Annotated in this window: 25 protein-coding genes and 1 pseudogene; 10 read left to right on the top strand and 16 right to left on the bottom strand. The window is 59.1% G+C overall.

What is annotated here, in order from left to right; genetic code table 11:
* The first annotated feature begins 2 nt into the window (after nt 1-2).
* The gene (locus ABK249_RS04285; RefSeq protein WP_037149499.1) at nt 3-803 is read left to right on the top strand and encodes an ABC transporter permease; all 801 of its coding nucleotides are present in this window, start codon (nt 3-5) and stop codon (nt 801-803) included.
* A gap of 107 nt (nt 804-910) precedes the next feature.
* Here the strand turns inward: ABK249_RS04285 and ABK249_RS04280 are convergent, their stop codons facing one another.
* Genes ABK249_RS04280 through ABK249_RS04255 form a run of 6 tightly spaced genes read right to left on the bottom strand, consistent with a single transcriptional unit; the run spans nt 911 to nt 6,603 of the window.
* Nucleotides 911-1,792 (bottom strand): MurR/RpiR family transcriptional regulator, encoded by an 882-nt coding sequence (locus ABK249_RS04280; RefSeq protein ID WP_037149502.1) that lies wholly within the window; start codon nt 1,790-1,792, stop codon nt 911-913.
* A gap of 5 nt (nt 1,793-1,797) precedes the next feature.
* Complete coding sequence (locus ABK249_RS04275) at nt 1,798-2,853, bottom strand: ABC transporter ATP-binding protein (RefSeq protein WP_227703585.1); 1,056 nt, start codon at nt 2,851-2,853, stop codon at nt 1,798-1,800.
* The gene (locus tag ABK249_RS04270; RefSeq protein ID WP_227703584.1) at nt 2,850-3,602 is read right to left on the bottom strand and encodes a glycerophosphodiester phosphodiesterase family protein; all 753 of its coding nucleotides are present in this window, start codon (nt 3,600-3,602) and stop codon (nt 2,850-2,852) included. Before ABK249_RS04270 ends, ABK249_RS04275 begins: the two co-directional genes overlap by 4 nt.
* A gap of 15 nt (nt 3,603-3,617) precedes the next feature.
* Nucleotides 3,618-4,427 carry a carbohydrate ABC transporter permease gene (locus ABK249_RS04265; RefSeq protein WP_037149511.1) on the bottom strand — a complete coding sequence of 270 codons (810 nt, stop codon included), beginning with the start codon at nt 4,425-4,427 and terminating at the stop codon, nt 3,618-3,620.
* Nucleotides 4,417-5,286, bottom strand: a complete 870-nt coding sequence (locus tag ABK249_RS04260; protein WP_037149514.1) for a carbohydrate ABC transporter permease — start codon at nt 5,284-5,286, stop codon at nt 4,417-4,419. The genes ABK249_RS04265 and ABK249_RS04260 overlap by 11 nt, the downstream gene beginning before the upstream one ends.
* A gap of 57 nt (nt 5,287-5,343) precedes the next feature.
* Nucleotides 5,344-6,603, bottom strand: coding sequence for an ABC transporter substrate-binding protein (locus tag ABK249_RS04255; protein WP_037149517.1), 1,260 nt, complete (start codon nt 6,601-6,603; stop codon nt 5,344-5,346).
* Nucleotides 6,604-6,948: 345 nt separating this feature from the next.
* On the opposite strand from ABK249_RS04255, the gene ABK249_RS04250 reads away from it, so the two are divergent.
* From ABK249_RS04250 to ABK249_RS04220, 7 genes are read left to right on the top strand one after another with little or no spacing between them, the layout of a single operon-like run.
* Nucleotides 6,949-7,707 carry a GntR family transcriptional regulator gene (locus ABK249_RS04250; RefSeq protein WP_244446866.1) on the top strand — a complete coding sequence of 253 codons (759 nt, stop codon included), beginning with the start codon at nt 6,949-6,951 and terminating at the stop codon, nt 7,705-7,707.
* On the top strand, nt 7,704-8,561 hold the full coding sequence (gene proC / locus ABK249_RS04245) for a pyrroline-5-carboxylate reductase (RefSeq protein WP_227703583.1): 858 nt from the start codon (nt 7,704-7,706) through the stop codon (nt 8,559-8,561). The genes ABK249_RS04250 and proC overlap by 4 nt, the downstream gene beginning before the upstream one ends.
* A gap of 28 nt (nt 8,562-8,589) precedes the next feature.
* Nucleotides 8,590-9,423, top strand: coding sequence for a transporter substrate-binding domain-containing protein (locus ABK249_RS04240; RefSeq protein ID WP_227703582.1), 834 nt, complete (start codon nt 8,590-8,592; stop codon nt 9,421-9,423).
* Between the two features lie 2 nt (nt 9,424-9,425).
* The gene (locus ABK249_RS04235; protein WP_227703581.1) at nt 9,426-10,211 is read left to right on the top strand and encodes an amino acid ABC transporter permease; all 786 of its coding nucleotides are present in this window, start codon (nt 9,426-9,428) and stop codon (nt 10,209-10,211) included.
* Nucleotides 10,212-10,222: 11 nt separating this feature from the next.
* Nucleotides 10,223-10,888: an amino acid ABC transporter permease gene (locus ABK249_RS04230; RefSeq protein WP_037149526.1), complete on the top strand. Its 666-nt coding sequence runs from the start codon at nt 10,223-10,225 to the stop codon at nt 10,886-10,888.
* A gap of 22 nt (nt 10,889-10,910) precedes the next feature.
* Nucleotides 10,911-11,687, top strand: coding sequence for an amino acid ABC transporter ATP-binding protein (locus ABK249_RS04225; RefSeq protein WP_037149528.1), 777 nt, complete (start codon nt 10,911-10,913; stop codon nt 11,685-11,687).
* 28 nt (nt 11,688-11,715) lie between these two features.
* Nucleotides 11,716-12,636, top strand: a complete 921-nt coding sequence (locus ABK249_RS04220; protein WP_037149742.1) for an aminotransferase class IV — start codon at nt 11,716-11,718, stop codon at nt 12,634-12,636.
* A gap of 100 nt (nt 12,637-12,736) precedes the next feature.
* Here the strand turns inward: ABK249_RS04220 and ABK249_RS04215 are convergent, their stop codons facing one another.
* From ABK249_RS04215 to ABK249_RS04180, 8 genes are all read right to left on the bottom strand, one after another.
* On the bottom strand, nt 12,737-13,462 hold the full coding sequence (locus tag ABK249_RS04215) for a hypothetical protein (RefSeq protein ID WP_227703580.1): 726 nt from the start codon (nt 13,460-13,462) through the stop codon (nt 12,737-12,739).
* A complete protein-coding gene (locus tag ABK249_RS04210) occupies nt 13,459-14,493 on the bottom strand; it encodes a zinc-dependent alcohol dehydrogenase (RefSeq protein ID WP_227703579.1) in 1,035 nt (344 codons plus the stop codon). The genes ABK249_RS04215 and ABK249_RS04210 overlap by 4 nt, the downstream gene beginning before the upstream one ends.
* A gap of 26 nt (nt 14,494-14,519) precedes the next feature.
* Nucleotides 14,520-15,401, bottom strand: coding sequence for an ABC transporter permease (locus tag ABK249_RS04205; protein ID WP_227703578.1), 882 nt, complete (start codon nt 15,399-15,401; stop codon nt 14,520-14,522).
* Entirely contained in the window at nt 15,358-16,125 is a 768-nt protein-coding gene (locus ABK249_RS04200; RefSeq protein ID WP_227703577.1) for an ABC transporter ATP-binding protein, read from the bottom strand. The genes ABK249_RS04205 and ABK249_RS04200 overlap by 44 nt, the downstream gene beginning before the upstream one ends.
* 53 nt (nt 16,126-16,178) lie before the next feature.
* A complete protein-coding gene (locus ABK249_RS04195) occupies nt 16,179-17,204 on the bottom strand; it encodes an ABC transporter substrate-binding protein (RefSeq protein WP_210057886.1) in 1,026 nt (341 codons plus the stop codon).
* A gap of 149 nt (nt 17,205-17,353) precedes the next feature.
* Nucleotides 17,354-18,289, bottom strand: a complete 936-nt coding sequence (locus ABK249_RS04190) for a LysR family transcriptional regulator (protein WP_161784752.1) — start codon at nt 18,287-18,289, stop codon at nt 17,354-17,356.
* Nucleotides 18,273-19,082, bottom strand: coding sequence for an alpha/beta fold hydrolase (locus ABK249_RS04185; protein WP_265105699.1), 810 nt, complete (start codon nt 19,080-19,082; stop codon nt 18,273-18,275). Before ABK249_RS04185 ends, ABK249_RS04190 begins: the two co-directional genes overlap by 17 nt.
* A gap of 89 nt (nt 19,083-19,171) precedes the next feature.
* Nucleotides 19,172-20,113, bottom strand: a complete 942-nt coding sequence (locus ABK249_RS04180) for a LysR family transcriptional regulator (RefSeq protein ID WP_227703575.1) — start codon at nt 20,111-20,113, stop codon at nt 19,172-19,174.
* 107 nt (nt 20,114-20,220) lie between these two features.
* On the opposite strand from ABK249_RS04180, the gene ABK249_RS04175 reads away from it, so the two are divergent.
* Together ABK249_RS04175 and ABK249_RS04170 are read left to right on the top strand one after the other, a co-directional pair.
* On the top strand, nt 20,221-21,039 hold the full coding sequence (locus ABK249_RS04175; protein WP_227703574.1) for a shikimate dehydrogenase family protein: 819 nt from the start codon (nt 20,221-20,223) through the stop codon (nt 21,037-21,039).
* Nucleotides 21,036-22,298, top strand: coding sequence for an FAD-dependent oxidoreductase (locus ABK249_RS04170; RefSeq protein ID WP_227703573.1), 1,263 nt, complete (start codon nt 21,036-21,038; stop codon nt 22,296-22,298). Before ABK249_RS04175 ends, ABK249_RS04170 begins: the two co-directional genes overlap by 4 nt.
* 341 nt (nt 22,299-22,639) lie before the next feature.
* Here the strand turns inward: ABK249_RS04170 and ABK249_RS04165 are convergent, their stop codons facing one another.
* The gene (locus ABK249_RS04165; RefSeq protein ID WP_407721354.1) at nt 22,640-22,840 is read right to left on the bottom strand and encodes a hypothetical protein; all 201 of its coding nucleotides are present in this window, start codon (nt 22,838-22,840) and stop codon (nt 22,640-22,642) included.
* 4 nt (nt 22,841-22,844) lie between these two features.
* Nucleotides 22,845-22,955: pseudogene (locus tag ABK249_RS04160) on the bottom strand (globin); the annotation flags it as partial.
* Between the last annotated feature and the right edge of the window lie 635 nt (nt 22,956-23,590).

The raw sequence follows: 23,590 nt of genomic DNA, 5'->3' as shown, positions 1-23,590 counted from the left end.
GGATGCGCGACACGCTGTCTCTGCTCTTCTATCTGATGCGGCTTCGGGTGCGCACGCGGCTTGAATTTCGCGCCAGTTTGGTCATCGCCTGGGCGGCACAAGCCTTCGGTTATGCGGGTGTCTTCGCCTCGATCTGGCTCATCATTACCCGCTTCGAGAATATCGGTGGCTGGACCTGGCCGCAGATGGCGCTGCTCCTCGGCTTCCATACGCTGGGTTATGCGCTTGGGGCCTGTTTCACGCTGGTGCAGTTGAGGCGCATGGAGGAGATCGTGCTCGGCGGCGAGTTTGACACGCTGCTGGTTCGGCCGCTCAACCCTTGGGCCTATCTCGTCTTTTCGGGCTTCAACATCGAATATGGCGGGCATGTGCTATTGGGGGCGGGGCTGATCGTCTGGGCGCTGCCGCAGATTCCCATCGAGTGGGATGTCGAGGCCTCCATCCTCATCTTCGGTGCTCTCGTGAGCGCGGCGCTCATTACGGCATCCATGCTCACCATGATCGGTGCCTGCGCCATGATCCTTGGCCGTGCGCGCTATCTTTTCGGCATCTATTTTGATTTTTGGGAATTGTCGCGTTATCCGGCCAGCATCTTTGCCCCGGTCTTCCAGATCGCGCTCGTTTCGGTCATGCCGCTCGGCTATATGGCATACGTGCCGGTGTCGGTCCTGCTCAAGCGGCCGGTCGCTTATCTCGGAAGTGCGGCGGAGATCGCGGCGCTTGCTGCCGGCCCGATCTCCGTTCTGGCAGCGGTCGTCTTCTGGCGCTTCTGCCTGCGCCGCTATCAGGGCGGCGGCGGATGAAAGAGCGCGCGGATAGTTATCTGTAAAATAACCATAGTTCCCTTGTCAGCTCAATTTCTAAAGGACCATCTCGTCCCAGTCTGCTCCACGTTGGCTGTGGCTCAGCGTCAGTCCACAGTCAGACGTGATGTCGCCTTGAATGACCGGAATTCCCTGAGCGCCCGGATCGAGCGACCATCATCAATGGCAGCAAGATCGAGGATCACCGCGTTGGCGATTGTCATGGGCACCACGAGTGACTGCGATTCCCCCGGTTCGCCGCGCGAAATCGAAATCTGATGTTCCGGCGCTGGATCGATGCGAGCCGCATGCAGATCCGTCAGGGCCAGCGTCTGGGCGCCGCGGTCTGCCGCGATCCTTCGAAGCTCATGCACCAGAGGGGAGGTACGGCGGAAGGTCAACAACCAGAGCACATCATATTTGCAAAATGTCGAAAGCGCCTCCGGCAGCTGGTCCACTTGGCCGCCGAGATTGACTGCGTCGTATCCGGAGCGCACCAGGCGGAGCGTGATCAGCGCCGAAAGCGCCGAGGAATGGCCGCGGCCGAAGACGAAGATGCGGCGGCTGTTGCACAGGCGCTCGGAAAAAGCACGGATGTCGGCGTCGGAGACACTGTTGCGGACGTTGTTCAACGCGGCGATCTCGCTGTCGAGCACCGAGGCGAGCAGACCACCTTCTTCTGCTCTCACAAGGCGTGCCGCCATGCGCGCGGCCGGGCTTTCGAAATCTTCACCGCCTACCATCAGGTTTGCCTGCAGGAAGCTTCGAAATTCCGGGTAGCCCTTGAAACCCAAGCGCCGCGCCAGCCTCACGGCCGAGGCGGGATGCACGCCTGCACGGAGGGAAACATCCTTCCCATTATCCATCGCTGCACGGATCGGATCCTGGACCAGGACATCGAGAAGACGCGTGTCAGCGTCCGTCAGCCGCGTCGAATGGCGGCTGATGAGATCGCCGAGCGCTTGTGGTGCCGGATCGTGTTTATCCATCAGCCTTACGATATCCTGACGCTGCGAAAATCGCGCGCGAGATCGACCCGCTCGCCGCTGTCGTTCTCAAAGAACAATGCGCGGCCAAGATCATAGGAAATCCAGAGTTCCTCTGAATGTTCTGCCACCTCGCGTCGCGGTGTTGTCACGGTCAGCCGGCCGGCCGGGCTGTCGCAATGGAGAAGTAGGTCAGATCCCGTCATTTCGGAGAGCACAAGACGCGCCGACAGCGCCGGACGCTCGGGTCTTTCCGTGTGAACGGTCAGGATTTCCGGGCGAAGACCGGCGGTTAGCCCTTTCATGCCCTGCCAGCCGGGCAGTTTCTCCGCGGCAACGAAATTGATTGGTGGTACGCCGAGAAAACCGGCGACAAAGCGGTTGCGCGGCCGATCGTAGATGACGTCGGGTCGATCGAACTGGAGAAGATGCCCGTCCTTCATGACTGCTACGCGGTCCGCCAGCGACAGCGCTTCCGTTTGATCGTGCGTCACATAAACGATGGTCGCCCTGAGCTGCCGATGCAGTTGCTTGATTTCCGTGCGCATGGCCACGCGTAGCGCATTGTCGAGGTTGGAGAGCGGCTCGTCCATCAAAAAGGTAGAGGTATTGCGCGCCATGGCGCGACCCATGGCGACCCTCTGACGCTGGCCGCCGGACAGCGCCCCCGGTTTGCGCTCAAGATACGGATCGAGCTGAAGCATGCGCGCCACTTCTTCCGCTCGGCGGTTGCGCTGCGCCTTCGGCATGCCGCGCAGCTCGAGACCGAAGGCGATATTTTCGCGCACGCTCATATGCGGGTAGAGTGCATAGTTCTGGAAGATCATCGCGATGTCGCGGTCCTGCGGCGCAAGATCATTGGCGCGTTTGCCGCCAATCTCGATCTCGCCTTCCTCGCAGCGCTCCAGCCCGGCAATCAGTCGCAGAAGCGTGGATTTGCCGCAGCCGGACGGACCGACAATGACGACGAATTCACCCGGTTGGATATCGAGTGAAACGCCATGCAATACCGGCATGCCGCCCGGATAGGCCTTGCGGATATGGCGAAGCGAAATTCCACTCATGCCGCGGTCTCCTTGTGGCGAAAGGCGCTGCGAATGGAGATCGCCAGCGTCGGCCGATCGGTTGTGAACACCTTGACGCCGAGCGCGAGTGCCTTTTCGATCTGCGAGCGCGAATGGGCCGCCCAGCAGCCGAATTCCAGGCCGGCTGCGCGGACGGCGTCGCCAAGCGCACGATCTGCACAATCGATGTGGACGCCGATCTCCGGAATGGCATGCGCCTTCGCCACCTCGATCACGGTCTCCACCCCCAGTTGGCGAAGCACGGGCGGACTGACCAGCCAGAGCCGCGGACGATTGCTGGCACGGGCCAATTCATCCAGGGAACGCACGAGGAAAGAGGAAAAGGTTGTCCGCTCCAGCATTCCATGCCGGGCGAGGAGCGTCACCACACGTGGCACGAAATCCCGATAGGGCTCGCCGTCGACACCAGGCTTGATCTCACAGCGGAAACCGACGGGGCTTGCCTCGTAAAGCGCACAGAGTTCCTGCAACGTGAGTGGATGGCCACCGCCGCCATAGTTGATCGTCGCGTCCTTCACGTCGGCCAGGGCCATGCGTGCGATTTCGCCAAACGTGTCGGTCGTGCCGTCCAGCGTCGGGTCGTGATGCACGATTATGGCGCCGTCCGCCGTCGGATGGATGTCGAATTCCACCTCCTCCAGTGCCATCTCGGCCGTTGCGGCGAAACCACGTGGTGTGCTGTCGCCGAATTCCAGGGTGCCGCCACGATGCGATGCGATGCGTGTCATTCTAGTGTCCTCGACTTACTTGATTGCGCCCATGGTGATGCCGCGCACGAGATGTCGCTCCACGAGCAGAAAACCGATGAGCACGGGCAGGATGGTGATGGTGGAGGCGGCCATGACCAGCGGCCAGTCGATGAGACCTTCGCCGGGATTGACGCGGTAAAGCCGAGCCAGACCGATCTGCAGCGTGTATAGGTCTTGCCTGCCCACCGCGACGAGCGGCCAAATATAGTTGTTCCACTCAGTGATGAAGATGTAGAGGGCCATGGACGAGATGGCGGGACGCGATAGCGGCACGATGATGCGCCACAGCACCTGCAAGGGTGTCGCCCCGTCCATATAGGCTGCCTCATCCAGCGCTTTTGGAATGCCTCGGATATACTGGCGCAAGAAAAAAGCGGCAAAGCCGTTCGAAATGGCCGGCAGGATTAAGCCGGCATAGGTATCCAGCAATCCGGCCTTCGCAAGCGTTAGATAGTTGGGAATAAGGCTGATATGGCTAGGGATCATCAGGGTCGCCACGGTCGCGCCGAACAACAGATCGCTCGCCGGAAAACGGAAACGCGCGAAAGCGAAGGCCGCAAGCGTGGCAAGTGTTATGCCCAGCACCGTCACGAGACCCGATACGATGAGGCTGTTGGCAAGATAACGGGCGAAGTTGAACTGGCCGATGGCGCGGTCGTAATTGTCGAGCGTGAAGGCCACTTCTCCGGCGTAAAAGGCATCTGCCGTCTGGAAGGACATCCAGATGGAATAGAGCACCGGCGACAGGAACAGCAGTCCGACCAGCAGCGATAGGACCGCAAGAATTTGGTTCTCAGGCTTCATAGTGCACCTTGCTGCCGATGATGCGGGATTTGACGATTGCAAGCGCCACGAGCAGGACGAAAAGGATCACTGCAAGCGCGGAGCCGCGGCCGATGTCGAACAGCACGAAGCCGATTTCGTAGAGCAGGTTCACCAGCATATCGGTTGCGCCGGCCGGTCCGCCATGCGTCATCACATTGACGATGGTGAAGACCTGGAAGGCTTCGATCACCGAGATGATCAGAAGGAAATAGGTGGTTGGCATCACCAGCGGCAGTGTCACGCGGCGAAAGACATGCCAACGGCGTCCGCCGTCGACGGAGGCGGCATCGTAGAGTTCCTGCGGGATCGCCTGCAGGCCGGCAATGTAGATGACGATGTCATAGCCGATCTGTTTCCATGTGTTGACAAAGATCAGCACCCAGAGCGCCAGATGTGGGTCCTGCAGCCATTGCGGACGGCCAAGACCGAGCGGCTCGAGCAGCGCGTTCATCATGCCGTAATCGGTCGAGAAGACCCAGGAAAAGACCACGGCGATGGAGACGGTGGAGGTGACCGAGGGCAGGAAGAGCGCCCCGCGCAGCAGTCGTGATGACAAGGTCTCGCGCACGAGATAATTCGCAATGACCAGCGCCGCACCGAGCCTTAGAGGAACGGAGAAGACGGCGAAAAGTGTGGTGACCCGGAGCGAATTCCAGAAATCGCGCGATAATAGCAATTGCTCGTAGTTACGCAGACCGACGAACGGCATGTTCGACGAAAGGAAATTCCATTCGCGCACGCTAAGGTTCAGGCTTGTGAGGATCGGGATATACGTGAAGACCGCGATGAAGATCATCAGCGGCGCAACGAAGAGATAAGGGGTCAGCTTGCGGAGCATGGCAGAATTTGCGCCGGCGAGAAAAAAAGCCCACCGGCGCCCTTTCGAAGAAGAGGATCAGTTGCTGGTGCGCTGGTTCTCCGCGCGCGTCTGCTCGGCGAAATCCTTCATCGTCTCGTCGACCTTGCGTTGACCCAGCGCCATGGCCTCCCACATCTTGTATTCGGTGGAGCGCATCCAGGTCACGACCGTTGAGCGGGCGCGGCCATGGGCGTATGGCAGCGAGTTGATGGCCACATCGATACCCGGCTGTGTTTCTAGCGCCTTGACGGCGACCGGAAGAGCGGCGCTCTTTTTGTTGATCGGCAGATAGCCGGTGGCGGCAAACCAGGCCGCATTGGCTTCCGGCGAGGCGGCGTAGCTGATGAACTTGTACGCGGCGTCTTGGACTTCCTTCGGAGAACTTGCCATGATGCCGATGCCAGCGCCGCCAATCGGGACCGAGCAGACTTTGTTGCAGGGCATCGGACGCACGACGAGATTGTCGCCGATGGCTTTTTTCGAACCGACATAATTGCCGGTCGAATTCATCATGATGCCGACCTTGCCGGCAAGGAAGGCGTCGCGGCCATTGTCCTCATCCGTTACGCCATCGGGCGACGCTACCTTGTGGTGGTTTACCAGCGAAGCCATCCATTGATAGGCTTCGACCGTATTCGGCTTGTCGAGCAAGATCTCGTTCGTGGTCGGGTCGATCAACTCGCTGTCGTTGGCCATGACAAGACCCCAACGGGCAAACTGGCCGGGCGCTGCGATGCCGGAAATCCCTTCGGAACCGAGCTTTTCGCTGATGGTCTTTGCCGCGGCAAGGATGTTATCGAAGGTCTTTAGCGGCGTCTGCGCCGAAAGGCCGGCGCGGGCAAAGATGTCTTTGTTGAAATAGAGGACCGGCGTGGATGAGTTGAACGGCACGACATAGTTCTTGCCGTTAATAATACCGACTTCGCGCGCGTAATCATAAAGGTCGCTCTTAAGCGGATCGGCGTCGAAATAGGGTGTCAGGTCAGTCAGGATATTGTTGTTGGCAAAGAGGCCGTAGCGGGTGATTTCCAAGATTACGGCATCCGGCGCACGGCGCGCCGGGATTGCAGCCTGCAGCTTTGCGACAATATCGTTATAATTGCCGATGAACTCCGCTTCGACATCGATGCCCGGGTTGGCGGCCTCGAACTGGGTGATTATCTTGGCGAGAGCCTCACCCTGACCTTTGTTGAAAGAGTGCCAGAACTTGACCGTTGTGGCCGCGTCAGCCGTGCCGAGCGTGCCGAACAGCGCAAAGACGGTTGCAGCAATCGTAGAATGCAATTTGCGTGTCATGTCTCTCTCCTATGCAAATGAAATTGCAATGGAGGCGGTGTAACTCCGTTAGGAGACAGTTCGGTGAAGCCTTTGTTAAACTTTGATGACGGGCGACTTCGTCGCCCTGTCGAACGTGTGGGGGATGACCGGGAATTTGCATGTTCAACGACCTGCAACGGCGTCCATCCTGTCGCGAAAGACGCCTGTTTGTACATGAAGGGAACCAAACCTGATGGGGCGCGTCATGGCCGATAGCATCGAAGTGACTTGGTGCGGATGAGGCATCGTCTGCAGTTCAGTCGGCCTGCCGACCGCGTCCCTTCAAAAATCGCGTTGACTGCGTAATTTGTCTGTGATTGATTGTTGACAATCGATGAGCAACAAAAAAGGTGTTCGGTGAACGAGCAGGGTGGCCGAGGTTTCATTCGCATTCCAAAGGCGACATTTCGCGCGCACATCGTCGATGGTCTGCGGAGCGCCATCCTGAAAGGTGAAATTTCACCTGGAGCACAAGTCACCGAATCGAGCCTTGCAGAGCAGTTCGGCGTCAGTCGCGGTCCGTTGCGCGAGGCCATGCGCCAGCTGATTGACGAGGGTCTCCTCGTCACGATCCCTTACACAGGAACCCATGTCGTTGAACTGTCCGTGGATGATGTCCGCGAAATCTATTCCATGCGTGTCAATCTCGAAATCTTTGCGTTCGAGCTGGTGTGGGAGAAGCGTGACGAAGCGTTCCGTCAGGGTCTGCTGTCGCGCCAGGCGGAATTGACGCGTTGCATCGACAGTGGCGATGATGTCGCCAGTATTGACGCTGAACTCCAGCTTCATGGCTTTGTCTACGAAGTTTCCGGCCACAAGATCCTGCAAAAGACTTGGGAAAGCATCCGTGGTCGCCTGCAACTCTATTGGGCTGCGCATCATCGAGCACACGGCATCCGTGGGCCCCGCCGCGATGGTCACGACAGTTATGTTGCTAATGCGTTGGGAGAGAGTCTGGATGTGATGCGGACTGAAATCAGGGCGCACATGGCGCGCGGCGGACAGCAGACCGAAGATTTTCTGCTTTCGTCGAACGCTGGCAAGCTGGAGCGGTCGGACGTCCAGGCAAGGGCTACGAGATGACGGACGCCTTCTGTCCTGCTCATTCTGTCTTGATGATGGGATGCGGCAACATGGGCGCGGCGATTGCCGCTGGCGTGTCCGCGCGCATGCCATTGATCGAAATCACAGCCGTTGATCACGATGCCGCGAGGGCGCGGAAGCTTTTGCCCCCCGATAGCCCTGTTCGTGTCCTGCCCAGTGTCGAAAGCCTGGGGGCAAGGGCTTTCGATGTCTGCATCCTTGCCGTCAAGCCGCAACAAGTCGAGGCGGCACTTCAGACGGCGCAGAATAATGTCGCCGGCGCGTTAGTCATATCGATTGCAGCGGGAATCCCGCTTGCGCGGATCAGGGCGCGATCGGATCAGACAAGTCGCATTGTGCGCGTGATGCCCAATCTGCCCGCGACGGCCGCTTCCGCAATGAGCGTAGGCCATGCCGCGCCGGACACGATTTCAGATCTGGATCGAAAGGTCGTCGAAGCTTTGTTTCAAGCCATCGGCCGCTTTTGCTGGGTGGAGCAGGAAAGCGACATTGATCTTGCAACCGGCATCTCCGGCAGTGGACCTGGTTATGTTTTCGCCTTCACGGAGCATTTGCAGCGGGCCGCGGAGCGTATGGGTTTCGCCACTCCCGTCGCCGAGCTTTTGGCGCGCCAAACAGTTGTCGGCGCTGCTCGCCTTCTTGAACTGGATAGCCGCGGCGCACGCGAACTGAAAGACGCCGTCACCAGCCCCGGCGGAACGACACAAGCCGGCCTTTCCGTTCTGGAGGCGGAAAACGGCCTTGCCGAACTGTTGATGAAAACAACGGCGATGGCGGCGAGCCGCGCAACGGAACTCGCAAAATTACACGAACAAGAGCCGCAAAGGCCGTGATCACGTCAAAACCTCAGAGGACGAACAAATGATTACCACACGGAGAACCCTTCTCGCCGCACTGACCCTTGCCCTGACGGGGTTTGCCACATCGGCGTTCGCTCAAGACGCTTCCACGCTTGATCGCATCAAGCAGGACAAGCAACTGCGCATCGGCGTGACCTCCGCTGAGCCTTGGTTTTTCAAGGATCCGATGACGGAGAAATGGACAGGCGTTGGTGTAGCCATGGGCGAGAAATTGGCCACCAGTCTCGACGCGACGCTTGTTCCTGTCGAAACGACATGGGCAAACGCGGTGGCGGCACTTCAGGCCAATCAGATCGATATGATGTTTGTGCTCGATCCCACGGAAGAGCGCAGGAAGGCCATCGATTTCCCGGATGCGCCTCTCTTCTACTATGCCATGGGAGCGCTGGTCGCGGCGGATTCCGCCGCAAAGTCCTGGGAAGACATTGATAAGCCCGGCACGCGCATCGGGGTGACGCTTGGGACCTCGCTCGATAAGAACATCACTGCTATGGCGAAGAACGCCGAAATCAATCGCTTCTCCAGCAATGATGAAGCCATCGCAGCCTTTGCCGCCAGACGCGTCGATGTCGTCGTGCAGTTCCATCCGGCGCTTGTGGTTCAGTATTCGCGTCTGAAGCTCGGCAAGGTCATCTTACCCACGCCCGTCAATCCGGTGCCGACCAGTGCGGGCCTGCGCAAGGAAACGACCCCCGCCTTCCGCAACTGGATCAGCGAGCAGTTCGCCGAGCTCTACAAGAACGGCGTGCCGGACCAGATCTTCAATGGTTACCTGAAGTCGAAGAACATCGATCCCGCCGGCATTCCGGGCCTGGTCAAGGAAGCGTGGAAATAGCAATGAGCGAGAGGGGAGGGCAAGTCCTTCCCCTTAAGCCTCCTGCCTTCGTCACCAGATCAATCGCCGGGAATGCGCGCCTGGCGGTTGCGGCCCTGCTCCTTGCAAGGAACCTCAGTCTCATGAGCTATCACTGGGATTTTTCCGGGGTATGGTCCCGCTGGGACCTGCTGCTGACCGGACTCGTGAACACGGTCAAGATCGCCGGCATCTCGATCGTCCTTGGCGTCATCGTCGGGCTGCTGCTGGCTTTCATGAAGCTCTCGCCCCGACGGTTCCTGTCCGTACCCGCCGCCGCCTTCATCGAGTTCTATCGCAATACGCCGCCGATCATCCACTTCTTCTGGTTCTATTACGCCCTGCCGGTGCTGGCCAATGTCAGCCTCAATCCCTTCGTCGCGGCAGTGCTTGCGCTATCCACGCAGTCGGGGGCCTTTTATGCGGAAGTGTTTCGCGGCGGCATCGTGTCGATCGAAAAGGGCCAGTGGGAAGGTGCTCGGGCGCTCGGCATGCGGCATTCGCAACTGATGCGCCGCATCATCCTGCCGCAGGCCATGACGAGAATGTTTGCGCCTTTCGTGGAGCGCTCCTTCGAGCTTACCAAGACCACGGCGCTCGCCTCGACGCTGGCCTATGCCGACCTCCTCTACCAGGCCATGCTGGTCAACAGCGAAACCTTCCGCCCGCTTGAGGTCTACACCACCATTGCCCTGATGTACGTCATCCTGCTTGTCACGGCCAGCGCGCTTGCCCGTGTTGCCGAAGCACGCCTGACGGCCTATCGCTGAGGAGCCGCAGCATGGATTACCAGTTTGATTTCGTGCTTGTGCTTCGAAGCCTGCCGGTTCTGTTACGAGGGCTGCTCGTCACCGTCGAACTCTGGGTGCCGAGCGTTTTCATCGGCCTGTGTGCGGGCTTCCTGCTGTCGCTGGCGCGGCTGTCGAAATCGCCATGGCTGAGGATGCCGAGTCTGTTCTACATCGAGCTCTTTCGCGATACGCCGGTACTCATCCAGTTGATCTGGTTCTTCTACGCGTTTCCGATCATCATCGGTGTGCAGCTGTCACCTTTCGCCGCGGCGCTGCTGGGCCTGGCGCTGAACACATCGGCCTATTCGGCAGAAATCTTCCGGGGCGGCATTCAGTCGATCGCGCAGGGACAGTGGGAAGGTGCGCGTGCGCTTGGCATGCGTCATTCAAAGATATTGCAACGCATTATTCTGCCGCAGGTCTTCAAGCGCATGCTCCCGGCCTTCACCAACCGGGCTATCGAAGTCGCGAAGATGTCCTCGCTTGCCTCGGTACTGTCGGTGCATGAACTGATGTACCAGGGGCGGCTGCTCAGCTCCACCTACTATCGGCCGCTCGAAATCCTGACGACCGTGGCCTTCATCTACTTCGTCCTCATCTATCCCGGCACCTGGCTTTCCGCGCGTCTAGAGCGGCGCCTTGCGGCGAAGGCCTGATGTTTCCAAGGAGAACCCCGCCATGACCGAGCCCATTCTTCGCGTCACCGATCTGCAGAAGTATTTCGGCGATCTGCATGTTCTCAAGGGCATCGACTTTTGCGTCGAGGCCGGTGAGCGCATCGCCATCATCGGCGGCAGCGGCTCCGGCAAGAGCACGTTTCTGCGCTGCCTGAACTTCATGGAAATGCCAAGCGGCGGCACGATTGCGCTGGACGGCAAGCCGATCGGCAAGCCCCATGGCCCGGACGGCGCCCGCCGTTATCCCGAATCCGAGCTGTGCACGGTGCGTGAGCGCGTCGGCATGGTTTTCCAGCAGTTCAATCTGTTTCCGCACATGACCGTGCTGGAAAACGTGATGGAGGGGCTGCTGACCGTCAAGGGCATGAGAAATGCTGCAGCGAGGGAGAGGGCCGTGCGCGAACTCGAAAAGGTGGGGCTCGGCACCAAACTCGATGCCTATCCCGGCAAGCTGTCCGGCGGGCAGCAACAGCGTGTCGCCATTGCCCGCGCCCTGGCCATGGAGCCGGAAATCCTGCTGTTCGACGAGCCGACCTCGTCGCTGGACCCGGAATTGGTCGGAGAAGTTCTGCGTGTCATTCGCCAGTTGGCCGATGAGGGGCGCACCATGCTTCTCGTCACGCATGAGCTGGGCTTTGCCTATCACTTCGCGACCAAGGTCATTTTTCTGGCTGACGGCGTGTTTCATGAGGTGGGCACGCCCGATGATGTTCTGAAGAACCCCCGGCAGGAACGAACGCGCGCCTTTCTCGAACGCTTTAGCGAATTCGGATTCTGAATCCGGATAACTTACAAGGAATATGAACATGAATGCAGTTGCCGCCAGCAATACCAGCTCCCAGGGTTACGTGGCTGACCACCGCAACGATAATGTGCTGATCTACCTGAACGGCGAATTCTTCAAGCGCGACGAGGCCAAGGTTTCTGTCTTCGATGCCGGTTTCGTCCTGGGCGATGGCGTTTGGGAGGGCGTTCGTCTGGTGAACGGCAAGATCATCGCCCTGGATGAACATCTCGACCGTCTTTACGAGGGGGCCAATTCGATCCAGCTCGACATCGGCATGACCCGCGAGGAGCTGGCCGAGGCCCTGTGGCAGACCTTCCGAAGAAACGACATGACGGACGGTGCCCATGCACGCGTGATGGTGACGCGCGGCAAGAAGAAGACGCCGAATCAGGATCCGCGCTTTGCGATGGGACAGGCCACAATCGTGATTATTGCCGAGTTCAAGATCCCGAAGCCGGAATCCAAGTCAAAGGGTCTCTCCTTGATGACCTCCACCATCCGCTGCAGCACGCCAGATGTGTTCGATCTGCGGCTCAACTCCCATAGCCGCCTGAACTTCATTCACGCGCTCATTCAGGCAATCAATTGTGGCGCCGACGAAGCGTTGATGCTCGATCCGCATGGCTTTGTTGCCAGCTGCAATTCCACCAATTTCTTCATCGTTCGCAGTGAAGAACTGTGGACTTCGACGGGCCGCTACAATTTCAACGGCATCACGCGCAAGAAGGTGATCAAGCTCTATTCGGACGCTGGGCATGTGGTGCGCCAGAAAGACTTCACGCTGGCGGAAGTCTATAGCGCGTCCGAAGCATTCGTGACCGGAACGCTTGGCGGAATAACACCGGTCACGCGTATCGATGGTCGTCATGTCGGCAATGGGCAACCCGGTCCGGTCACGCAGCACATCGCCGATCTCTACGCCGCTTACATCAACGGCTGAGACCTGGTGTTTTGAGTGGTCGAACCGCCATAACCGCAACTCGTCGGCCAGCTGACCGGGGGGCGAGGGCCGCGGTCAATTGGGCATAAAGGAGCAGTGCTCAAGATTCAAAGCGACGCGTGAGCTGAGAGCTTGCGGCAACGGCTGTGCGATCAGAAAGAAGTGAGTTGTCGGGATATGCGACCACAAGATCGAATAGCTCATCGCGCAAGGATTTGCACGGACGCAGGAGGTCAAGAGCCGTCTCGCTGATCGAGGCGTGAGCGCTTTCCAATGTCTCCCGGCATAGGCCGTCGGCGATAACAACCACATTATAGGTGGTGTCATCGGTCTCAGCATCTTGAGCAAAGACTTCATACGGCTGGTTCGGCTCCGCAAGGCCAATGATAAAGCTCAGTAACGTCCCGCTCGCAACCATGTCGCTCAGTTTCCTGGCGAGTTGCAAGCCGGCATTCTCGGCGCGCGTTCTTTTTACCGAATACGCCTGAACCAGGGTGCTGCGGCCGATACCGCGACCGCCCGAAGCCAGCTTGTTTGCTGGAATTCGCAGCACATTCGAAAAGTGCCGGCGCATCTTTGCCGACCAGACGGTCGGGTTCTTGACCAGATCCATGTAGGCCGGGTGTTCGATGGTGCGCAGATCCGTGAGTTCATAAAGCGTGAAGTAGCGATTTTCAGGCTCCAGAAAAGACGCGTAGCGCCGGGCGCGCAGCATTCCGGGTGTCGTCAGCCTTTCAGGCACGTGCTCGAATGTGTGCCAGGCCTCGTATTCCTCGGTCATGGCGCTGGGATAATTGTTCCAGAGAGCCAGAAACGCGCCGCTCATGCACCGCCTCCGATCTGCAGAACGACCTTGGTGGCGACGCGCTGATGGGCAACCCTGAAGCCGGTCAAAGCATCCGCCAATGGCAGCCGGTGCGATATCAGTTTGCTCATCATCACCTGATTGGCCGCAAGAAAGGCGATCACTGCGTCCCAGTCCTCAGCCGGAGCGCGGTAGGAGCCGCGGATTTGCTGATGCATCCTGACGAGTTTGACTAAGTCGATCTCCGCCGGCTGGGGATGAATTCCGACGACCGTGAAGATGCCGCGTTTTTTGAGATACGGAAGTGTTGCTGACACGAGGGCGGGCACGCCCGCTGCTTCGATGATGGCATCGAAGGGCGACAGTTTTGAAAGCGTCTCGTCAATAGTGACATGCTTTGTGTCGACCAAGTATTCGAAACCGATCGCGCGAAGCGCTGCCAGCCTCGGCTCGTCATCGCGCCCCATGACGACCACGTCGGCACCCTTGGCACGTGCCAGGACAGCGATACCTTGCCCGATGAAGCCCGGCCCAATCACCAGGATCTTCTGCCCAGGACGGACATCTGCCGTCGCGACAGCTTCGGCGCAAACGGTCATCGGCTCGGTCAGCGCGGCTATACCCATATCCAAATTGTCTGGAAGAGCATGGCAGTTGCTATAGGGGACGCAGACGAATTGGCTGAACGCACCATTGCGACTTATGCCAAGGCCTTTTCGATTGCTGCAATTATCCTCATCGCCGGCAAGGCAGGCGGCGCAAGTGCCACACGTCGTCGAGGGCCGAGCGGTGATGCGCCTGCCGATCAAGGCTGGTTCGAGCCCGTCGCCGACTGCCGTAATCGTCCCTGAAAACTCGTGCCCGAGGGTGACTGGCATAGCGCTTTGCATCGACTCGTACCCGGCCGTCCATTCCGCGATATGCAGGTCGGTGCCGCAGATCCCAGCGGAATGGACACGAACGAGAACTTCGCCCGCCGGGACCAGGTCCAGTGTCTCAACCGTGCGCAACTCCACGCCGACGCCGGGCCGGACTTTTTGCAGTGCCAACATCTTGGTCTCTCCGGAAGTCGAGGGGGCTAACCGCGCCAGCTCAAGAAATGGCGTTCAATCTGGCCGATGATGAAGTTCACGATCAGGCCGAGTACAGAAAGTATCGTGACACCCGCAAAGAGCTTTTCGAGATCGTAAAGCGAGCCCGCTTCCAAAATATAGGAGCCGACGCCGTATTGCGCGCCAAGCATCTCTGCTGCGACCAGAAGGATGATGGCAATCGAAATCGAGACGCGCAGGCCGGAAAGAATGGCTGGGAAGGCTCCAGGAAGCACGATCTTGCGAACGATCGACCACCAGCTCAGACCAAAACTCTGTCCCATTCGCACCAAGGTCCGATCGACGTTATCAACGGCGCCGTAGGTTGCGACGACTGTTGGCGTAAAGGTTCCAAATGCGATGAGCGCATATTTCGACATCTCATCAATGCCGAACCAGATGACGAAAAGCGGCAGCAAGGCGATTTTCGGAATGGGAAAAAGCGCCGCCACGAGCGGCACGAGGCCGGCACGCACATAGCTGAACAGACCGATAAAGACACCGAGGGAAATGCCGACCGCGATACCGAGGGCTCCGCCGATGAAGAGGCGCTGCAGCGATGGCAGAAGATGCCGCCAGAGACCGCCGGTCTGCCAGAGCTGAACCAGTGTTTCGAAGACCGCGGAAGGACGGGGCAGGGTGAGGTTCGAGATGAACCCGGTGCGCGTGCCGATCTCCGCGATGAGCAGCAACGCCACGAAAACGGCGAGCGCCATGCCGCGTACGGGCGTCGGTGAAAAGCCGCCCCCACGAAACGGAACATGCTTTACGGATTCGTTCTTTGGCTCCGCCCCAACTGTAGATTGTGTTGAAACCAATGTTACTTCAGACATCGGCCAATTCCTTGTCGGCAGCCATTGCTTCTTCACGCATCAGCTCCCAGAGCTGCTTCTGCTTTTCCTCGAGAACCGGGTCGCCGAGGTGGCGATCCGCCAGCGGAATATCGATATCGACAATTTCGCGGATACGTCCCGGCCGACGGGAAAGGACGATCACACGGTGACCAAGCCGGACAGCCTCGTTCAGGTTGTGCGTGACGTAGACCGACGTGAACGGCTGGCGCGTCCAAAGCGAGACGAGGTCGTCCATGAGCAGTTCACGCGTCTGGCTGTCGAGCGCCGAAAGTGGTTCGTCCATCAGCATCACTGCTGGGCGCACCGCCAGCGCGCGGCTGATGGCGACCCGCTGGCGCATGCCACCCGACAATTGCTTGGGGAGGGCGTGACGGAAATCCGAAAGGCGGGTGCGTTCCAGCACGTCCGCGACGATCGCGTCCATCTCGTTGCGCTTCAGCCCATGATCCTCGAGGACCAGCTTGATGTTGCCCTCGACGGTGCGCCAAGGCAGCAGAGCGAAGTGCTGGAAAACATATGTAAGCGGGTTGAGACAGTCGCTCGGCGGCTGACCCACCTGAAGGACTTCACCCGCGCAGGGGCGCTCCAGCCCGCCGAGAAACCGCAGCAGGGTGGACTTGCCGCAGCCGGAAGGTCCGATAAGACAGGCGATCTGGCCTTGTGGAATGTCGAGCGAGATGTCGCGTAGAACTTCCACGGCGCCGTAGTGATGAGTGATGTTCTTGAGCTTCAGATCCATAAGGGGTCCCCACCGGAGGCTCTTTTTGGGCCTCCGATATTGTTGCAAGCCGATCAGATCGTCTTGACGTAGGACGTATCGAAGAGCTGTTCGTTGCTGATGGCGTCTTTGACCATGTCTTCCGACTTGAACCATTCCAGCTGTTCGACGCAGCTTTTGAGCGACAGAGCCAATCCCTTGTTAATGCGCATCGCACCTTCGATCAGGTTCTGCTTGGCAACGTCGTACGGGCTGTCCTTTTCCACATATTTGTGGACGAGCTTCGCCACAGCGTCGCGCTCCTCGTCGTTCGACGTCTTATCCACGAAGGCGCCGTTGTAGTCATCGATCGCCTTGGCGTAAGCCTTGATGAAGGATTCCGTCAGCGATCGGTTGTCCTTGGCGTTCTTCGTCGAGGTAAAGGCTGTCGTGACCTGATAGTCAGGCGCATAATCGGATACGATGCCGATCTTCTTGGCAGCGCCTTCGCGGATCATTTTGTTGGCAACGTTCGCCTGGATTGCCCAGGCATCGATCTGACCGGTTGAAAGCGCGCCGACGATGGCGCCGAGCTTTTGCAGCGGACGCAGCTGGATATCAGCGAGCTTGATGTTGTTGGCGGCTGCGATCTTGTGCGCCATAAAATGAAACGACGAACCTGCGGTGGTAATTCCGAAGCTCTTGCCTGCCAATTTCGAGGGGTCGGTCAGGCCAGCGTCATACGCTTTGTTGGATGCCAGAATAACGGCGCCGACAACGCCCTTTTCTTCCGTCAACGCACCGCCGACGACCTTGACCGCGTCCTTCTGGGCGAGGCTAATCAGGCCACCGCTCATAGCGGTAACGCCGAACTCGGCATCGCCGGATGCGATCGCCACAGCCATTGGCTGCGCGGCTTCGAAAAACTTCAGTTCGATGTCGAGGCCTGCATCCTTGAAGTAGCCGCGCTCGTAAGCGATGAAGCTTGGCGCATGGCTGGCAAGACTGAGGACCGCGAGATTGCGCCTGCTTGCCGCGCGGGCCGGAATCCCGAAAGCTGCTGCGGCGCCCGCAGCTCCCATGGTTAGAAGTGCCTGGCGACGGTTCAAGGTTAAATTCATCTTGGAAATCTCCTCCTATCGACGCCTATGTGACGTCGTATCTTTTCAGTGCCACTCAAATTGAGCGAGTACAACAAACAATGATTATGCTTCCCATGCCTTGAGGGCATGATGGCGCCCCTAACGTCCATGTTTGACCATGCCCGAGTTCAGGAGAGCTTGCGCGACAGGATCTCGATCAATTTCCGCAGATTGGCGGAATGTGGCCTTCGCCGGTTCCAAAGTACCGAAATCTGGAAATGCGGGGCATTGTCGAGAGGGCGGATGACGAGATTGCTGCCGACCGGGCCAAGCGTCGTTAGGTAATCGACGAGGACTATGCCCATCTGCTCGTTGGCAAGTGCCAACGCCGTGTCGGAAAAACGGGCAACCGCCTTGGCATTGACCTTGATACCCGCACGATTAAGAAAGCTGTCGACAACTTTTTGATGAGCGCCGCCGGCTGCAAATGCAACGAAGTCGGCCCCTTCCAGATCCGAGGCCTTGATGACGGTTTCGACAGCCAGACGATGACTTTTGGGGATACACGCAACCAGATCGGCATTCCCGACCACTTCGGTTGCGATCAACGGATGCTCTGAGGTCGCAATCGTCACCACGGCTTCGCCGCGGCCGGCTATGAGATAATCCTCTATCTGGTCAACGGGAAGAACGTCGAAGAAGAGCTCGATGCCAGGCACTTCGACGGAGAGATCCCTCAATGCCTGAGGCACCAGTGCGCGTGCGACGCTGGCTGTCGAACCCGTTCGAAAGATGGCGGTCTCGCCGCGGGCGATGCGGCCGATCTGGTTCCCGACGCCTGTGAGTTGCCGCATCAGCGGATCGATCTCGGCGTGAATTTCCAACGCCTCCGACGTCGGCACGAGGCCGTTGCGATCGCGCAGGAAGAGCGCAATCCCAAGTATGTCTTCGATGCGGCGGATCGTTCTGCTCAATGCAGGCTGCGAGACGTTCAGCACCTTCGACGCGCCGGTAATCGAACGGGCCTGCATGACCGCGTGAAACACTTCGATCTGGCGGAGGCTGAGCAGGCCGTCAACCGGCTTCGCTGCTACCGGCCTGTCGTCGTCATCCCGTGATGGCATCTGCATTTCTTTCTAAGAAGGGCAGCAGCAGATCGAGGATTTCGTCAGCACGCGTCTCCGGCAGCAGATGGCCGCCGGAAAGACCGCGGCCTTCTACGATGTGCGCCCAGTCCGCCCATATGTCGAGCGGTTCCCGGCCACCGCCATAACGTCGCCCGTCTTCCCAAAACACAAGCACTGGAGCCGCAATCTTGCGGCCTGCGGTGCGATCGGCAAGATCGTCTTCTTCATCGACCGTGGCGCCCGCCCGATAATCTTCGCACATCACATGCCGGACCTCGGCCCGATCAAACGCTGTCCGATAGTCTTCCAGCGCCAACGGGTTTAGTTTTTCGATGCCCTTCGCCATCTTGTTGAGGGTGAGATCGATCAGAAAGCGGGGATCTCCCGCCATCAGTTTTTCAGGCAAAGGTGCGGGCTGGGCCATCATGAACCAGTGCCAGGCGCCCAATCCAAACGTCTTGCCTGCGCCCTCCCACATTTCCGGGGTGGGCACCACGGTTACGGAAACAAGCGCCGTCACGGCTTGAGGGAAATCGAGGGCCATCCGATACGCGACACGCCCACCGCGATCATGACCGACAGTGACAAAGCGATCGTGGCCGAGCGCCTTCATCATGTCACGCAGACATTGCCCCATGCGTCGTTTTGAGCCCATGCCTTGTGCAGAGCTTTTAAGATCGCTGTCTCCGTAGCCCGGCAAATCGGGCACCACGACGGTATAATCGTCGGCAAGGACAGGCGCGATGCGATGCCATGCAGCTCTGGTTTCGGGATACCCGTGCAGAAGCAAAACCGCCGGACCGGAGCCGGCTGTCAGGACAGCAAGGTTTGCGTCGGCCGTCTCGACGACCTTGTTTTCGAAACCAGGGAAAAGTGCGTTTACGGGTCGTTGCATGGTTTGATTATTCCGTTGGTAAAGTTGCTTTCCCTCAAGGCGACGTCGCGAAGCGCCATGATCAGGCTTTCGACCGTGGTCGGCCGGGGGCGCAGGCGGCTGGTGTGAACATAGGCGGAAACCGACACGCTGTTTGCGATCGGAACGGCCGCCATCCTGGCGGTCGCGCAATCTATGGCGGAAAACGCATCGAGTATGGTGACGCCGATCCGCTCGGCGACGAAGGACAGCGCGGCCTCGACGAAATGGACGTAGACGGCGGTATTTCGCACGGCGCCGCTTCGGCGATAAGTCTCGTCAATGTAAAGGCCATGCGTCGTGGTCGAACCGAAGGAGATAAGGGTCTCCTCCGACAATTCAGCCGGGCTTATCGATGCTCTGCCCGCCAATCGATGGTCGGCAGGCATCACGCAGACCAGTCCGGCTTCGGCGATCGCGGTCGTCTCAATAACCGGGTCGTCGATCCGGGCAATGGTCGCCACGCATGTTCCTCGTCCAAAAAGCAGATAGTCGCGGATATCCCGCTGCGGAAGCGAATCGCAATAATAGGTGCCTGCCGCCCCTGCCAATTGCAGCCGCCTCAAGGCCTTCGGGATGAGCCGCATGCCGATACTGGGTGTCGCACCGAAGCGGAATGTCGATGCGTTGCCGCGGGCGATGGAATAGATGGAATCCGAAAGCATTTCGGCCTGCTGGTGGACACGCTCAACCTCTTCGAAGATGAGCTGAGCCTCCTGCGTGGGCACGAGCTTTCCGCCGATGCGGCCGAACAGCGCTATGCCGAGCTGATCCTCCAGGCGTTTTATGGCGATGGATAAATTGGGCTGCGAAACACCCAGATGCCGCGCCGCAGCAGTTAGCGAATTCGTCGCCATTACGATGCGAAAGATCTCGATCTGGCGTTCCTTGAGTTTGGGATTCGCCACCCCGCTGCACTCCTGCTCATAAATCCGATTTATGAAGTGCATCTGTTTCCATATTGGCGTCAATGGCTGAGGATTTCTATCCTGCAACCAAAAAAGAGGAAGCTACCATGATGATAGGCAGTTCCACCCGTTTGGTCGCGATGATCGGCACGCCGATCAAGCAGGTAAAATCCCCTGTGAACTTCAACACCTATTTCGCAACCACCGGCGAAGACAGAGCGATGATCCCGATCGACCTGCGGTCAGAGCAGGTCGAAGACTTCATCAAGTTGGTTGGCGGATGGGAAAATCTCGATGGGTTTGTCGTCACCATCCCCCACAAGACCGCGGTTGCCCGGCTGATCCATGAGCTGACCCCACGTGCACAATTCCTGGAGGCTATAAATGTCGTCCGGCGACACGCCGACGGCCGGTTGTCCGGAGATATGACGGATGGCGAGGGATTTATCCAGGCAGCAAAGGACAATGGCTTCGTCGCCTGCGGAAAATCCGCCCTGCTGGTTGGGGCAGGCGCGGCAGGCCGTGCGATCGCCCACGCATTGGCTGAGGCGGGTCTATCCGAACTGTTCATCAGTGATATCAATGAGGCTCAGGCAGCAACGCTTGCCGCCCGGCTTGCAGACCTATTCCCCAATCTTACCGTGAAGGCCGGCTCCATTCCGCAAAAGACGTTTGACCTCCTGGTAAATGCCTCGCCTTGCGGGATGGGTGTCGCAGATCCCCTGCCGGTGCCGGAAAGCGCCATGAGCCTTATGGCGCCAGGCGGATTGGTTGCCGATGTCGTCACCAGTCCGGAGCAGACCCCATTGCTGAAACTGGCGGCCCAACGCGGATTGAAGATCCAGTTGGGACACGAGATGGCCAAGGCACAGCTTCTTGCACTTGGCAGGGCGATGGGCGTCATCGGGGGAGAGCCCACCAGATGACTGTCACACGGGATACGCGATACGACGTGGTTGTTGTTGGCGGCGGCGCTGCGGGCATGAGCGCTGCGGTTGCGGCCGCGAAAATAGGTGCCAAAGTTGTTCTCATCGAGCGATATGGCTTCCTCGGTGGTGCCGCCGCAAACTCCCTCGTACTGGCCTATTGCGGCTTCTTCCAGAAGGGAGCGCAGCCTGTAGTGGCCGTCCGCGGCATCGGCGAGCAATTCTTGAATATCCTTGCGAGCCTCGGCCAGGACATTTCTCCTTTCGTTTCGCCGAGCGGCAACAGGATTATTCTGCTTGATCCGGAAGCAGTGAAGTTTGCCGGCGATCGACTGCTGGAGGAAGCCGGTGTCTCAATCTTGCTGCACAGCTGTGTCACCGGCGCGACTGTCGACGACGGCCGCATCACGTCGATCACCGTCACAGATCATGCCGGAGGCTATGAAATTGGCGCCAATGTCTTTGTCGATGCAAGCGGCGAGGCGACACTTGCATCTCTGTCCGGCGTGGACATGACGGTCGACAGTTTCACCAGTCGCCATGTTCAGCCGGCCTCCATGCCGGTCCGGATCGGCGGCGTCGCCCCCGGAATCGCATTCGACCGGGAGCGCATGGCGCAGCTGATCGCCAACCATAACCTGTCGCAGCAGACACCAATCCATCGTCGCGACGGCGGCGTCATGTTTCGGCTGCCCATATCCGGGGATTACTGGTGGATGACGATCGACCTTGCCACGGATGGATTGACGGGAGCCGACCTCGGCGCGGCGGAGCGGCAGGCGAGACGGGAAGCGTGGCGCAATCTTGATCTTCTGCGCCAACTGCCCGGTTTTGAGAAGGCTTTCATCGTGGCCACAGGACCGCAAATCGGCATTCGCGAAACCCGCCGGCCAAGATCCCGGGAGGACTTAACTGGCAAGGCATTGGAGCAGGGGCTGCGGCGCGATGATGGGATAGGCCGTGCCGCATGGCCCATGGAAGTCCATGAGGCGCCAGGGCGCGCCCGGTTCATTGACATTGGCGGCGGCGGCTTCGCGGACATCCCACCGGGCGCCTTGCAGGCAGTCGATTTGGATAACCTCTACCTGGCGGGAAGAGTAGCCGGGGCGGATGCGCTTGCCTATGGCTCCTCCAGGGTGATGGGCACCGCTTTTTCAACGGGGCAAGCCGCCGGCGTGATGGCGGCATTAAGCGTTTCGTCTCATTTGGAGGTGAGATCGGTCAGGAAGGAACTGAGCGCTCAGAACGCATTGATTTGACTTGCGCGACCCATGGGATCTGAAGAGCCGATCGCTGGTCCTTTCATGGTCTGGCCCCGATCTTCGGCCGGCGATTGCTGGTGATTCCGCCAGCATCGTCTATGGGATGCTTCCGCCTGGGCTGTTCCGGATCGTGCGCGAACGTTTCCTGGCGCTTCACAACGAACGCCGCGTTTCGCAGGTTCGCCGCACGCCCTAACGCCCAATCCGGTCGACGACAACCCATCTAAATAGGTGGGTTCCAGGGAACAATGGTCAAACGTGACGTCGGCGGAAGAACGCTCCGGCTGCCACGAGTAGCCAGCCGAGGATCATCGTCGTTCCGCCGGTTGGCGCTGCCATCACAAACAGCCGGTCACCAAGAAAATGCCGGCAGACGAGATCGCCGGCGAAAATGATCGTTCCCGGCATATGGTGGAGGCGGAACCCAGAAACAGCGTGTCGCCTGCGTGGCTTGCCGCCGCCGTCAGGGCGACCCCCATGGCTCCCATCATGTCGCTCACAAAGAGAATCAACGGACGCAGATTGTCGAGTCTTTCCATCGGCCTATTCCCGGTTCTGCATGTGTAGGGCCAGGCGCTCCACCGGTGGCCAGATAATCTCGCGCAGCTTTTCGTTGTCGATCGTTTCGTCCAGTGCACGGCGAAGGCAGAGCCAAACGCTGCCATCGCCCGACGAAAAGTCGACGAGCCAATAACCGTGATGGCGACACTCGAAAGGATGCAGAAGATGATCCCGCAGTTTGAAAACCACTCGACTTGTCCGCCAATCCACGTCCTGGTGAAATGCGCCAGCCGACACCAATCAGCCGGGACATGCCCGTTATTCAGATCATGGCAGCAATGGTGCCGCGGCGCCTTCGGACCTCCGACCGGTCAGATCACGGTGACCTGCCCGGCAAACAGCGCGGGCCGCAGCGGGTCGCCGAATGCCACGGTTATGACCTAACTGATAGACGACGCAAATTTATCCGAGATCCGTAGCCGCAAGCTGGGGCTTTGGCATTTTTTTCTGATTGGCTCGCCAAACGCGGGGGCCATCTTTCGAAACGATTTCCGCGTCAGATGCGCGGATATGAACCGCTCCGGGAATAGCCAGCAATTGTTATCGCCTGTGATATTTCGATGACCCCCTGATTTTGGGGGGGTGCGGTGTTGGGGGCGGGGCATTCTAGGATGGGTTGTGTTTTGATTACGTTCTGATTCGCGTCGAGGGGGCTCAGTCGGGATAGGCGGGTAAGGTTTGCGGGTTTTGCCGCCCGCGTATTGCTTTTCGTTTTTCGGGTGGGGTGG

It is taken from the genome of Neorhizobium phenanthreniclasticum, from assembly GCF_040066075.1.
GTDB classification, from domain to species: Bacteria; Pseudomonadota; Alphaproteobacteria; order Rhizobiales; family Rhizobiaceae; genus Neorhizobium; species Neorhizobium petrolearium.
Note: the sequence above shows the minus strand (reverse complement) of the source record. Positions and strands in the feature narration are given on the sequence as shown.